The sequence below is a fragment of the Wolbachia endosymbiont (group B) of Eupithecia inturbata genome (assembly GCF_964030915.1).
GTDB lineage: Bacteria > Pseudomonadota > Alphaproteobacteria > Rickettsiales > Anaplasmataceae > Wolbachia.
The window spans coordinates 434,736-448,984 of the sequence record NZ_OZ034987.1; the positions used below are offsets into that span (position 1 = coordinate 434,736).

11 protein-coding genes and 1 tRNA gene are annotated in these 14,249 nt (G+C 34.7%); 6 read left to right on the top strand and 6 right to left on the bottom strand.

What is annotated here, in order from left to right:
• Positions 1-28 precede the first annotated feature (28 nt).
• Positions 29-901: an IS982 family transposase gene (locus ACQH21_RS02120; RefSeq protein ID WP_425383942.1), complete on the top strand. Its 873-nt coding sequence runs from the start codon at positions 29-31 to the stop codon at positions 899-901.
• A gap of 122 nt (positions 902-1,023) precedes the next feature.
• On the opposite strand, the gene ACQH21_RS02125 is transcribed toward ACQH21_RS02120, so the two are convergent.
• The 3 genes from ACQH21_RS02125 to lipB all read right to left on the bottom strand — a co-directional run bounded on the left by ACQH21_RS02125 (position 1,024) and on the right by lipB (position 3,777).
• A complete protein-coding gene (locus ACQH21_RS02125; RefSeq protein WP_425383942.1) occupies positions 1,024-1,896 on the bottom strand; it encodes an IS982 family transposase in 873 nt (290 codons plus the stop codon).
• Positions 1,897-2,191: 295 nt separating this feature from the next.
• Positions 2,192-3,160 (bottom strand): LD-carboxypeptidase, encoded by a 969-nt coding sequence (locus ACQH21_RS02130; RefSeq protein WP_395461198.1) that lies wholly within the window; start codon positions 3,158-3,160, stop codon positions 2,192-2,194.
• Positions 3,160-3,777 (bottom strand): lipoyl(octanoyl) transferase LipB, encoded by a 618-nt coding sequence (gene lipB / locus ACQH21_RS02135; RefSeq protein ID WP_425384397.1) that lies wholly within the window; start codon positions 3,775-3,777, stop codon positions 3,160-3,162. Before lipB ends, ACQH21_RS02130 begins: the two co-directional genes overlap by 1 nt.
• Positions 3,778-4,080: 303 nt before the next feature.
• On the opposite strand from lipB, the gene ACQH21_RS02140 reads away from it, so the two are divergent.
• Both ACQH21_RS02140 and ACQH21_RS02145 read left to right on the top strand, forming a co-directional pair.
• Positions 4,081-5,256 (top strand): phage portal protein, encoded by a 1,176-nt coding sequence (locus ACQH21_RS02140; protein WP_425384398.1) that lies wholly within the window; start codon positions 4,081-4,083, stop codon positions 5,254-5,256.
• A 53-nt stretch (positions 5,257-5,309) separates the two neighbouring features.
• Complete coding sequence (locus ACQH21_RS02145; protein WP_425384399.1) at positions 5,310-5,759, top strand: ankyrin repeat domain-containing protein; 450 nt, start codon at positions 5,310-5,312, stop codon at positions 5,757-5,759.
• Between the two features lie 69 nt (positions 5,760-5,828).
• Here ACQH21_RS02145 and ACQH21_RS02150 read toward each other — a convergent pair whose 3' ends face one another.
• Both ACQH21_RS02150 and murJ read right to left on the bottom strand, forming a co-directional pair.
• A complete protein-coding gene (locus tag ACQH21_RS02150; protein WP_425384400.1) occupies positions 5,829-8,309 on the bottom strand; it encodes an AsmA-like C-terminal region-containing protein in 2,481 nt (826 codons plus the stop codon).
• A gap of 396 nt (positions 8,310-8,705) precedes the next feature.
• Positions 8,706-10,202, bottom strand: coding sequence for a murein biosynthesis integral membrane protein MurJ (gene murJ, locus ACQH21_RS02155; protein ID WP_425384401.1), 1,497 nt, complete (start codon positions 10,200-10,202; stop codon positions 8,706-8,708).
• A 144-nt stretch (positions 10,203-10,346) separates the two neighbouring features.
• On the opposite strand from murJ, the gene ACQH21_RS02160 reads away from it, so the two are divergent.
• Positions 10,347-10,422 (top strand) — tRNA-His (locus ACQH21_RS02160).
• A 147-nt stretch (positions 10,423-10,569) separates the two neighbouring features.
• On the top strand, positions 10,570-11,049 hold the full coding sequence (locus ACQH21_RS02165; RefSeq protein ID WP_425384402.1) for a hypothetical protein: 480 nt from the start codon (positions 10,570-10,572) through the stop codon (positions 11,047-11,049).
• On the opposite strand, the gene ACQH21_RS02170 is transcribed toward ACQH21_RS02165, so the two are convergent.
• On the bottom strand, positions 11,027-11,899 hold the full coding sequence (locus tag ACQH21_RS02170) for an IS982 family transposase (RefSeq protein WP_425383942.1): 873 nt from the start codon (positions 11,897-11,899) through the stop codon (positions 11,027-11,029). The two genes, ACQH21_RS02165 and ACQH21_RS02170, sit on opposite strands and share 23 nt — an antisense overlap.
• 300 nt (positions 11,900-12,199) lie before the next feature.
• On the opposite strand from ACQH21_RS02170, the gene mnmG reads away from it, so the two are divergent.
• Positions 12,200-14,248, top strand: coding sequence for a tRNA uridine-5-carboxymethylaminomethyl(34) synthesis enzyme MnmG (gene mnmG / locus ACQH21_RS02175; protein ID WP_425384403.1), 2,049 nt, complete (start codon positions 12,200-12,202; stop codon positions 14,246-14,248).
• Position 14,249 lies beyond the last annotated feature (1 nt).

Sequence of the window (14,249 nt, forward strand, 5' to 3'; positions counted from 1 at the left end):
AATTATTTACAAAATAGAGAGGTTACCAATGAATGAAAATATAACAGAATTATTTTGCCTGATCGACGATTTTTGCAATTCAGTTGACAAGAATTTTGCAGAAAAACTTCTACCAAGTAGCAAAAAACCAACCAGGACGCCAGAGATTACGCATTCAGAGATTCTTACCATAATATTGCTATATCACCAATCCAAGTGCGACAATTTTAAAATTTTCTATGTGCATTATTTGAAATTATTATACGAATCAGCGTTTCCAAAATTGCCATCCTATAGTAGGTTTATTAGGCTAAAATCTAGGGTTTTATGGTATTTAGTGCTCTTAATGCAATGGTTTTGCGAACAGTCAAAAGTGACAGGGATTTCGTACATAGATGCAACATCTATCGCTGTTTGCCATCCAAAAAGGACCTCGAGAAATAAAGTTTTCAAAGGGTTGGCAAAGATTGGAAAGACTACCTATGGGTGGTTTTTCGGTTTTAAACTACATCTAGTAATCAACGAAGCTGGCGAAATTCAAGGGGTTACGGTGACAAAAGGCAACATTGATGATAGAAAACCTGTGCCAAATTTAACTCAGAAATTGACTGGATTATTGTTTGGAGATAAAGGATATATCAAAAAAGATCTTTTTCACGAATTATTCGATAGAGGGTTAAAGCTTGTAACCAGTATAAAAAAGGGTATGAAAAACTCATTAATGGCGCTAAATGAGAAGATTTTGTTAAGAAAAAGATCGATTATTGAGACAGTTTTTGGCTCTCTGAAAAACAACTTTGAGATTGAGCATACAAGACATAGATCACCGATAAATTTTTTGGTACACATTTTTTCTACGCTTGTTTCATATTCCATGCAGCCGAAAAAGCCCTGCATTTCTAAGCTTTACTTCGTTGGCTAATCCGCAACTGAGGTTACTATGAAGGAATGCCAGTAACTCCCTGCTGTTCATTTATTGAGTTGACAATTGGTTTTTCTGCTCCATCAACTTTAGTACTAGGCTTTAGTAACCTCAGTTGCGGATTAGCCAACGAAGTAAAGCTTAGAAATGCAGGGCTTTTTCGGCTGCATGGAATATGAAACAAGCGTAGAAAAAATGTGTACCAAAAAATTTATCGGTGATCTATGTCTTGTATGCTCAATCTCAAAGTTGTTTTTCAGAGAGCCAAAAACTGTCTCAATAATCGATCTTTTTCTTAACAAAATCTTCTCATTTAGCGCCATTAATGAGTTTTTCATACCCTTTTTTATACTGGTTACAAGCTTTAACCCTCTATCGAATAATTCGTGAAAAAGATCTTTTTTGATATATCCTTTATCTCCAAACAATAATCCAGTCAATTTCTGAGTTAAATTTGGCACAGGTTTTCTATCATCAATGTTGCCTTTTGTCACCGTAACCCCTTGAATTTCGCCAGCTTCGTTGATTACTAGATGTAGTTTAAAACCGAAAAACCACCCATAGGTAGTCTTTCCAATCTTTGCCAACCCTTTGAAAACTTTATTTCTCGAGGTCCTTTTTGGATGGCAAACAGCGATAGATGTTGCATCTATGTACGAAATCCCTGTCACTTTTGACTGTTCGCAAAACCATTGCATTAAGAGCACTAAATACCATAAAACCCTAGATTTTAGCCTAATAAACCTACTATAGGATGGCAATTTTGGAAACGCTGATTCGTATAATAATTTCAAATAATGCACATAGAAAATTTTAAAATTGTCGCACTTGGATTGGTGATATAGCAATATTATGGTAAGAATCTCTGAATGCGTAATCTCTGGCGTCCTGGTTGGTTTTTTGCTACTTGGTAGAAGTTTTTCTGCAAAATTCTTGTCAACTGAATTGCAAAAATCGTCGATCAGGCAAAATAATTCTGTTATATTTTCATTCATTGGTAACCTCTCTATTTTGTAAATAATTTTCCGAGGTTACCCTATTTTCCTGGCTTTTTCACTGATTTCTAATCCGCAACTGGGGTATAGTAGAGCGCGTGACGCAGGTTCCTGGATCCCAGTGTCTGGGCACTGGGATGACAATGAAGGGGCTGCTTGAATAACAACGAAGGGTTATTTGGATAATAGCCGTACTTGATCTGGATTCCAGTGTCTAGGCACTGGGATGACAAGAAGGAGGGCTACTTGAATGGTTGAAGGGAAAGTGCTGGAATGAAAGGAGTGTGAGATAAAGCTACTTGTATAACTGTTGCACATCCATAAACTCCTTCTCGTTTTGAATGCTGATGATAGTGTGAGTGTTGAGAGGTAAAGGGTCATTTATATGTCCATGGCCTACTCCTTTCATTGTAAATACTGGAAAGTTAACACTTTTTGCAAACCTTTCTTTTACAATTTCAACAAGATTATCATTATAACAGTTAACAAAGTCACCGAATATTACTGCATGTACTCCATCAAAAATATGAGCTTGTTTTAGGTGATCTAGACTGCGCTCAATTGAATATGGATAAACTCTTATGTCTTCTAAAAATAGAATTTTGTTTTTTGCGTTTATTTGCCAAGCAGTTCCTATACTGTTTTCAACCAAAGTCATATTACCACCGATGATTTTAGACTCTAATCTGCCATTTTTTAGTCTAACTCCATTATTTATCATCTTTAAGTTGTCAAATCTGATAGAGTTGCGTTGGTTAAGAATTAATTCTTTTAATTTTTCAACAGAGCTTTCAGCAACAGAGTTATTTACTATCATTTCCAACATGGTGCCGTGAAGAGTTTGCCAGTCGTATTTAACTTGCAGATAAATATGTAAAGCAGTGATATCACTATAGCCTATAAGAATTTTTTTATTTTGAGCAATTCTTTCTTTTTTATCATTGGGCAGCTTTTCTAGGTAAGGAATTAGCCGAGAAGCCCCTTCTCCTCCTCTGATACACCAAATTATTTTGCTATCATCAGTGAGCGCATTAACCAAATCATTCGCTCTAAACTCATCAGAGTTAGAATAAAATGGGTTGTCATTACTGTATATTTTCTCCGAAATATGAGGATTAAAACCCAAAGTTTTTACGTATTCTCTTATAGTAGACAGATCTGATTCTTTTCCTTTCGAAGAAGGAGCAATAATATCAACTTGATTGATTGTGTGTGCAGGATTAGTGAGTAAAAGGCATAGAAAATAAAGAATAAAGGAATACATTAAAATATCTTATGAAACTCTTGCTTTAATATATCATCTAATTCGCAAAGAGAAACTTTTACTCCTAGTTTTTCCATTGATGTAACGCCGTAATCTTTTAGTCCACAAGGAATAATACCCTTATAGTGGGAAAGGTTTGGAGAGACATTAAGTGCTATGCCATGATAAGTTACCCATTTTCTCAAGCGAATGCCAAAAGCTGCTATTTTTTCTTCTACTCCGTTGTTGTTCACCCAAATGCCTATTCTATCTTCCTTAAATTCCCCAAGTATATTAAAGTGTTTTAAAACATTTATGATCCAATTACTTAGGTCTCTGATATATAGTTTTATGTCACATTTGTTTCTTTTTTTAAGATTTAGCATTAAATATATAATGCGCTGCCCTGGTCCGTGATATGTATATTTACCGCCCCTGCCTGTTTTATAGACAGGAAACAATTTTTCAATAATGTCATCATCTGTTGCGCCGATTCCTGCAGTATAAAGTGGAGGGTGCTGGAGCAGCCATACTAGCTCGTCAGATAAATTATTGTAAATTTGTTGAATTTTTGCTTCCATGAATTCTACAGCATTGTTATAATCAATAAGTTGGTTAGATATTAGCCATTCTGTCATATTCTATTTCTTTAGGTCTATCAATGTCATTCCAGTCTGGAATCCAGAAATTTGATTGTAGATAGCACACTGAACTGGTAAGCATAGCTGTTTTACGCTAAAAGGAACGTATTTGACTAAATTGTATAAAAAGATGGATCCTAGTGTCAAGCTACTTGGATGACAAATATGGGCTACTTGAATGGCACTATCGCAAACGAACTAGTGTCAGCTACTCAGATGATATCATTCTTGTAACACCAATTGATATAATTCAACTATAATTTTAATCTTTTAACAAATTTAATTTTTCAGGAGGCACATATGAATTTTAACATTTTTCAAAGAAAGAAAAGCAGTGAATACTCTGCTTTGCAACTAATGATGGAACCAAGTTGGAGTAGGCGTGATTATGTAAGTTTTGCTGAGGAAGGCTACATAAAAAATGTCATTGCCTTTCGAGCAATTAATATGATCGCAAGTGCTGCATCTTCGGTACCTTTTACTCTCTGCCAGCTTACTGACCAGGGAAAATCACAACTAAAAGCGCATCCATTACTGAAGTTACTTTATTCTCCTAATCCAATGACATCAAAATCGGAATTTATTGAAGGGATTGTGACTTATCGATTAGTTAATGGCAATTCTTATGTATTGATGATTGAGACGCAGAACAAACCAACAGAGCTTTATCTTCTGCGCCCTGATAGGGTTGAAATTATTCCAGGGAGAAGTAACGTTCCTTATGCCTATCGTTATACCGTAAATAACAACAGTTATGACTTTAGAGTTGATAAATTAACCGGGCGTTCAACAGTACTGCATCTTAAAACCTTTAACCCTTTGAATGATTGGTATGGACTTTCACCAATTGAGGCAGCTGCATATAGTATAGATCAGCATAATCAGGCTGGTGCTTGGAATCAGGCAATGCTGCAAAATGGAGCAAGACCAAGTGGTGCAATAGTTGTGAAATCAGAAAAGGATGGAAGTGGTGGAAACTTAAGTCAAGAGCAATATCAACGCTTAAAAGCACAGATAAATGATCATTATTCAGGTCCTGTCAATGCTGGAAGACCTATATTGCTTGAAGGGGGCCTAGAGTGGAAGGAAATGAGCTTATCACCGAGGGATATGGATTTTATTGAGTCAAAACATAGCTCAGCTCGTGATATTGCTCTAGCTTTTGGCGTTCCGCCGCAGTTGCTTGGCATACCAGGTGATAATACTTATAGCAATTTGATCGAAGCACGTCTTTCCCTTTGGGAACAGACGATTTTACCAACGCTAGAAAATATTATTTGTCACTTAAATTCTTGGCTAGTGCCCAAGTTTGGTAAAGATTTATGTTTGTCATATGATAAAGACGCGATAGAAATTCTAATGGAGAAAAGACAAAAGATGTGGAAATACGTGCAAAACGCAAGCTTCATGACGCTCAATGAAAAAAGAGAAGCTTTTGGCTTGCCACCGTTACCCGGTGGTGATAAGTTGAATTGATATTTATATAGTGTAGATATTTATACTAAGCTGTAATAAACTGGGGGTATTTTATGTATCAAGAACAAGGAAATTCAGTAAGTAATTCTCGATTTACTCTTCCTCATATAGAATTGTCATCGAGACGCAAAGCAAATATTAATGCAGCAGATCGTAATGGTGAAACTCCTTTACATTACGCTGCTAAAAGAAATCGCTTAGAGCAAGTGAAATTATTGCTTAAAAAAGGAGCAGTTATTGATATAAAAAATCGTTTCGGTTATACTCCTTTATACTATGCTGTTCGTTCAGGCCACACAAGTATGGTAAAATTATTGCTTGAAAAAGGAGCAGATATTAATACATCAAGTAATTCTTGTGTTACTGTTTTACATTTATCTGTTCGCGAAGACTATAGGGAGATAACACGTTTATTGCTTGGAGAGACAGAGAGTCCAAGCACAAGCTGCAGCGACGCAAGCATTGAGAATGTACAAACAATCAATCAGTCTTATCATTGGTGAGAGTAGAACATCTTTTACTAAGGTCTAACTTAAAGATAGATGGTCCCTTAAATCCTACATCTAAATGAGTTAACTATTTTTCTTGCTAACTAAGGTGTTGTAAATTTGGTCTACATCAAAACTCATCTTAGGGCACCAAATAGGGCCATCTAAGTGTGCCTCGATATAAAGAGGACTATTATGATTTGGTAGTATGAAAAAGAGTCTGAATATAGAAATTAAGGAGAAATTAGATAAGATTAAATTAGAAGAGATAGAACCTGATGCTTGATCGATACTAAACTGTGAACTAGTTGAACATACACCACTGTTAATACTTACTTTTCCATTAATATTTTCAAAAAGCGTACTGCCATTATATATATCAACGTAAGCAAGCTTGGAAATTTCAGGTTTATTCTTACTGCTTAACAACTTAGTGATGAATGAATTAAAATCCACATTTGTAAACTCTATTTTCTGTGCTTGAAAGTTTACATTTCCTGATAAGTTACTAGCCCAATCATCAAAGCTTGTCCCTTGAGTTTTGATTTCACCACTTAAGCTTATCTTGCCATTTATGTTATTAACTCCTATAACTTCCTTGGTGTCCAAATTTGCAATAGAAAATTTTGTGTGAATTGAGCCTGCTTTTAGATAACCCTGAAAAAACATTTGTCCATGTTCTAGTATGTAACTTATCTGTTTGATAGTGATAGTGTTGTTTCTTATCACTGTATCCAAGTTAAAATCTTTTAAGACGTTTTGCCCAATTTTAAATTCTGTAGTTTTGATTTGCACGTTTGCATCAAAATCTCCTTTCTCATCTAAAAAATTAAGCTGCTTTGTTGACCATTGAATTTGATTTATTTCATTTCTTGAGTTTCTTTTTACCTCTAATAGTTTTGGTAATTTAAAGATATTTCCATTAAATTTATTACCTGTAAGGTTTACGTCTAATAAAGGCTTAGTGTATTTTTGATCCACTAATATTTTTACACTACCGGTAATGTCGAAATCTTCTCCGAATAACTTTATTTTATCTGCAACTAGCTTGTTCTCTTGTATTTTTAATGAAAAATCCAAATCTTCAATTTTTGTGCCATTGAATATAGAATCTTTAACACTAGTTCTTATATTTACATCATATTTAAGATTTTTCAGCCATTGCACTTTGCTGAATAATGAATAATCATATTTATCTATATTAATGTTATGTATGCTAAATTTGCTATCGATCATATTGTGTTTTTTTGTGTGATTTACCTTAATTGATCCTTGCCAAGATTCTTTGTTATTTAGCAATCTGATATCTGAAAGAGATAATATTCTAGGTGCTAAATATAGTTTAGAACTTGCTGTAAATTGACTTTTCTCTCTTTCTTGCATCTTGATAGAAGGTAAAATATGTGAAATGAACGACTCACCCTTTATCAATATATCACCATTAAATTCAGACAAGTTGCCATTGTTTGAAACTCTTCCTGATAAGCGAGATATATTATTGGTTCCAGGAAATTGAAGAAGAGTATCAACGTTTATTTCGCCATTAGCAAATTTTAGCGTAGCATGAAATTTGTCCAATATCCTGTTTTGATATTGAATATTTGAAGCTTCCATATTAAAATCCAAGCTCAGGTTCTTTGGCACAACCTCTCTAAAAGATTCTAAAAGACCCTTCATATCTGTTGTTTTGTGTGAGCCGTTTTTTAGGTCGACTTTACTAAAACTAATATTGATATTAGTATGATCACTTTTTCTATCATTTTGTATTATACCAGTGCCTTGCATGCTTTTGGACTCAATTTTTAAATCAGTTGCCGTAAACTCGCTTTCATTGAGATTGATATTGGATGATATCTCAATATTTTCGCTGGGAATCACATAAGAAAGGAAGCTAAGATTAATGATTTTTGCTAAATTGCTCACAGAACCGGAATTGTTATTGATTGTCAGTGTTAAATTACCCTGTTGATTTCTATTACCTTTAAATAGCAAATTTGCAAAATTTGAATCAACACTAATGTGTACATTATTTTTTGTGACATTAACCTTTCCAGAAAAATCGTAATTGTTGTCACCAATCTGTACTTCACCAAAAAACTGCTTATTTTTTTTTATAGCAACTTCCTTGATGTTAATAGTATCGGCGTTAAAACTTATTTGGCTGTCCTTTATTAATATATCAACTATATTATCATTGGCTTTCGTATTTATAATATTAAGTAAATTTTCTTTGTTGCTTTTCATGCCCAAAAATGAGATTGACTTTGGTTGCAATGAAAATGAAAACAACGATGGCCTTATTTCAATTTTTTTTGCACTAATTAAATCTGATAATTTTTGTTCCTTATTTTTGTTATATTGTACATATACATTGTAAATAGTAAGTTTTGGAGTAATGAGCGAAACTTCAATTTTTCCTCCAACATGTACTTTAGCATCATACGTCTTCTCTAACTCTTTTACGATATATTCTCTGTAGCCACTCCAATCCTTAAAAGTTGCAGCAACGTGCATGAGAATTAATAGAAACAAGATTGATGATATGGCGTATAAAGAAAGTTTCATAATAGACCTCTCATTCCAGCATCCCTTCTCTTCTTGTCATCCCAGTCTGGGATCCAGGAAATTTGATTAGACATTAAGTTAATTAGCAAAAAAGTAGCTATTCTTATGTTAAAACACAGCATTTTTACATGAGAAGCTGGTCTGATGAGCACTGGGTTCCCAGTGGAAATTGCTCTCAAACCACAACACTCATACAGTTGTGTGTGTGACACTGTGATCCAGTGTGACTTAAATAAGGTTTTCCAGATTATATAATCAACAAAATTTCTGGATCCCAGTGTCAAGCACTGGGATGACAGGAATAGGTGCTGGAATGACAGGAATAGGTTATGGGATGAAAGGAGTGGATATTGGAATAGTAGCTGAAATGACATATAGCAATACAAAGGGTGTAATTTATACATATTTCAAATTATTCAAATTTCCTCTAAAAATTAGGTAAAGAGTGCTAGAATAAATAATAACACTCAAAGCTATTAAAGTTACTAAATAAACAATACGAGCTAGCCCTCTATCGAAAAACAACCCTGCTGATAAGTAATTAGAGAGATAAAGAACTATTGACATAACCAATGTTGCAGTGAGAATTTTTACAATATTTAGTAATAATGCTTGGCTAATCTTATACATCTTATTTATTGTTAAATAATTAATCAATAAAATAGAATTTATCCAAGTGGAAATGGAAGTAGCAATAGCAATTCCTATATGTTGGTATTTGTTCATTAATATGAGATTTAGTATTACATTAATTCCAAGGCACGTTAATGAGAACATAGTTGGTATTTTTAGCTTTCCCCTAGCAAAGAATGTGGGTAGCAATACTTTATTTATAATAAATGCGGGTAAAGAAAGAGAAAATGCTACTAATGTAGGAACAGTTTGCTGCACTGCATAATAATCAAATCGGCCGTAAGAAAAAAGCGTAAGTAAAATTATGTCAGGAATAATGATAAAAGCAGCAGTTATTGGCATAATTAATATTAACCCTATATTAAGGGCCTTGTTCTGTATTTTGACTATATTCTCAGTATCATTTATTCGTTTTGAAATCAGAGGAAGAAGTACTGTACCAATTGCAGTGCCAATTACTCCTTGCGGTAGTTGATTTAGTCTATCGGCATAATATATATAAGAAACTGCATTTGGTATAAAACTCGCCATGATTGTGTCAATCCATACACTTATTTGTATTACACAATTGTTGATAATTGCAGGTATCACACGTTTAAAAAATAATTTTACTTCGTTACTTAATTCTAAATTAAAAGAAAAGAAAGCCTTTAATTTGTATGCACTAAATATTATTAAAAGTAGCTGCAAAATCCCTCCAATCAGGACAGCTATAGAAAGATTATGAGCCGGTGTTTCAATGTAAGGTAAAAACAAACTGATGATTAAACAGAGGTTCAAAATGATTGGTGAAATAGCTGTTGAAGCAAAATGCTGTTTTACTTGCAACATTCCACCAATAAGTGATGCGATTGACACGAAGATTATGTAGGGCATCATAATTTTCGACAAAGTTACAGTAAAGGTAAATTTATTTTGGTCAAATCCAGGAGTGAAGATTTTGATCATGTAAGGGAAGAAGGTTTGTGTGATAAGGCAAAAAATTACTAGAATAATAAACGTAATGGATATTACACTACTTGCGAAATTAAATGCCTTTTTATTATCATATGACTCTGCAGAGTATAATGGTATGAATGAGGTAGTAAATGCTCCCTCTGCAAAAAACGATCGAAATAAATTAGCAAAGCGAAACGAGGAAAAGAATATATCTGCAAGAGAAGTTGCACCAATAACTGTAGCAATCAATACATCTCTTATTAGCCCTAAAATTCTTGAAATAGCTGTAAAAAAACTAAATGTGAAAATACTTTTAAACATATCACGATTTCAATACGATTAACTATAATGCTAAAAGCATAAATGAAAATGTTTATTCGCTAAACTTAAAACTCTATGCAAAAGTAGGTAGCTTAAATAATTAATTGACTATTTATGCTTGTGTGTTAGAAATTTTATACCTTGGCGGGCGTAGCTCAGTTGGTAGAGCGTCAGTTTGTGGTACTGAATGTCGCCAGTTCAATCCTGGTCGCTCGCCCCACTAAAAATTTCCACTTTACATAAATATAAACATTAGATATTTTTGCACGTCCGTTAGCATTCCTTGTTGCTCTAGTATTTAGATGGCGGAGGGGAAGTTTGCGATTTAGAGTAAAAATGATGCCTATTAATTAGTGAGAGGGATTGTATGTATATTTGTTTGTTAGCTTATAGTATAGTGTCAGCACTAGGAGTATTAGCTTGGTGGTTAAGTTTTGACACTTCATCACCTTTAGCCATAGGTGGAATTGCTGGTTGTATAGCTCCAGCATTGATTGCGATTTTTCACGTAGGATGTTTGCTATATAAGTTTTGCAAAAGAGATCCTATTGAGGAGGATCATGGAAAAGTAGCAAATTTTTTGAGTTTGATGATATCTACAAGCGCTGCAATTGGAGTTACACTTGCTGGAAGCATAGCTGCTATTTTTCCTAATCCAAAAATAGGATTTACATTAATAAGTGGAATGATAGGGCTGATAGCACCGATTTTAGGGCTTTTTGCAACTGTAGCTATAGTGCATTGTGTAGATGAAACAGCAATTAAATCTGCAGTAAGTGCAATTTCGATTACAGATTCTACATATGTCAAACCTCAGTTGCGGATTAGCCAACGAAGTAAAGCTTAGAAATGCAGGGCTTTTTCGGCTGCATGGAATATGAAACAAGCGTAGAAAAAATGTGTACCAAAAAATTTATCGGTGATCTATGTCTTGTATGCTCAATCTCAAAGTTGTTTTTCAGAGAGCCAAAAACTGTCTCAATAATCGATCTTTTTCTTAACAAAATCTTCTCATTTAGCGCCATTAATGAGTTTTTCATACCCTTTTTTATACTGGTTACAAGCTTTAACCCTCTATCGAATAATTCGTGAAAAAGATCTTTTTTGATATATCCTTTATCTCCAAACAATAATCCAGTCAATTTCTGAGTTAAATTTGGCACAGGTTTTCTATCATCAATGTTGCCTTTTGTCACCGTAACCCCTTGAATTTCGCCAGCTTCGTTGATTACTAGATGTAGTTTAAAACCGAAAAACCACCCATAGGTAGTCTTTCCAATCTTTGCCAACCCTTTGAAAACTTTATTTCTCGAGGTCCTTTTTGGATGGCAAACAGCGATAGATGTTGCATCTATGTACGAAATCCCTGTCACTTTTGACTGTTCGCAAAACCATTGCATTAAGAGCACTAAATACCATAAAACCCTAGATTTTAGCCTAATAAACCTACTATAGGATGGCAATTTTGGAAACGCTGATTCGTATAATAATTTCAAATAATGCACATAGAAAATTTTAAAATTGTCGCACTTGGATTGGTGATATAGCAATATTATGGTAAGAATCTCTGAATGCGTAATCTCTGGCGTCCTGGTTGGTTTTTTGCTACTTGGTAGAAGTTTTTCTGCAAAATTCTTGTCAACTGAATTGCAAAAATCGTCGATCAGGCAAAATAATTCTGTTATATTTTCATTCATTGGTAACCTCTCTATTTTGTAAATAATTTTCCGAGGTTACCCTATTTTCCTGGCTTTTTCACTGATTTCTAATCCGCAACTGGGGTATGTCAAAATATCTCAGGAAGAAGAAGTAGATGAATGTATTACCTTTCCGGAAGAAGAAGTTAATAAAAGTATCATTTTTCCCAAAGTTGAAAAAGTTTTTTCTGCGAGAGAGACGGCAGTTTGAGCTAAGTTAGTGTGCAATGTTGTAATCTGTAAAATTTGACATCAATCACTGATAGTTGGAATATTATAGAGTAGGAATTACTCAAGAAGATGCATAAGTACGATGTAGTGGTAGTAGGTGGCGGTCATGCCGGGTGTGAAGCAGCTACAGCTGCAGCTCGCCTTGGTGCAAACACACTACTTATAACTCATAAAATTTCAACTATAGGAGAGATGTCTTGTAATCCAGCAATTGGAGGAGTTGCAAAGGGTGTTGTAGTTAGAGAAGTAGACGCCCTTGATGGAATAATGGGGAGAGCTATCGACCGAGCAAGCATACACTCGGTCGTTTTAAATGGCAGCAGAGGCGCAGCGGTATGGGGCCCACGTGCACAGGCAGACCGAAAATTATACAAAAAAGCAATACAGGAAATTATTCTAAATTATAACAACTTGACAGTAAAAGAAGAGTCAGTTGACGATTTTCTTATCGAAAGTGATAGCAATGGAGAATCTTATATAAAAGCTGTAACAACAGACTCAGGTGAACGTATACTGACAAGCAGAGTTGTTTTGACTACAGGGACTTTTTTACGTGGTGTGATTCATATAGGAGAGCAAACAACTCCTTCTGGAAGAATGGGAGATAAACCTGCAATAGAGCTTGCAAATACGCTAAAGAAGTATGATTTTAAACTGGGCAGATTACGTACCGGAACTCCACCGAGGCTTGATCGTGGCACTATAAACTGGTCGGTATTACAAGAACAAGTGGGTGACAATCCACCTACACCATTTTCTTATCTTACAGAGAAAATTAACCAGCCTCAGGTTTCATGTTTTATTACTCATACTAATGAACATACACACAAAGTAATTCGAGAGAATCTTCACAGATCAGCTTCTTCATATTTAGATAACGTTATTGCACCAAGATACTGCCCATCAATTGAAACTAAAGTTAAAAAATTTGCAGAAAAAAATAATCACCAAATATTTCTAGAACCAGAAGGGATTGATGATAACACTATATATCCAAATGGAATTTCAAATTCATTGCCCATCGAAGTGCAGTATGAAATGATAAAGAGTATAAAAGGGCTTGAAAATGCAGAAATATTAAGACCTGGATATGCAGTTGAATACGATTATATCGATCCACGAGAGCTATTTCATACTCTCGAAACTAAGAAAGTTAAAGGACTATATTTTGCTGGTCAAATTAATGGTACCACTGGATATGAAGAAGCAGCCGGGCAGGGAATTATTGCCGGAATCAATGCAGCACTCTCTTTATCTCAAAAAAGTTTTGTTCTTCATCGTACAGACTCATATATCGGTGTAATGATAGACGACTTGGTCACTAAGGGAATTGCTGAGCCTTACAGATTATTCACCTCGCGTGCAGAATATAGACTGGCAATCAGGTCAGATAATGCAGATAGAAGATTGACACAAAAAGGTTATGACATCTCTCTTGTGTCGCATGAGAGATACTCTGTTTTGCAGGGTAAACTTAAATCCATTAAGCAACTTGAGGAGAAATTAGAGAGCCTAACAATTACTCCTGAGCAGCTCAGGTCCTATGGCATTAAAATATCTTATGATGGAATAAGAAAAACAGCATTAAATTTGCTCGGTTATCCAAATATTGACTGGAATAAATTACGAGAAATATGGCCAGAGTTAAACATGGATTCCAGTGTCAGCTACTTGCATAACACCAAAGCACCTCTTCCTGTCATCCAAGTAGCTGACACTGGGATCCAGTACTTGAATGATGATAGAATGGATGCAGTTGACACTGAAAAAAATGTAGATTCCAGCGTCATGTGCTGGAATAACACTATAACTGATAGCATAGCCAAGAATGAAATATATGAAGCAGTTGCAATTGAAGCAAAATACAAGCCTTATTTAGTAAGACAAGAAGCCGATATGAAGTTTCTACAAGAGGAAGTTAATACTCAAATTCCAACTAATTTCAACTACTCACAGATTAAAGGCTTGTCAACTGAAGTGATAGAAAAGTTGCAGTCAATAAAGCCAGCAACAATTGGTATTGCGAAGCAAATACAAGGTATCACTCCAGCAGCGATAGTTAGCATATTAGTGTACCTTAGGAATAAGAAAACGAAAATAGCTGCTAATTCTGCGTAAG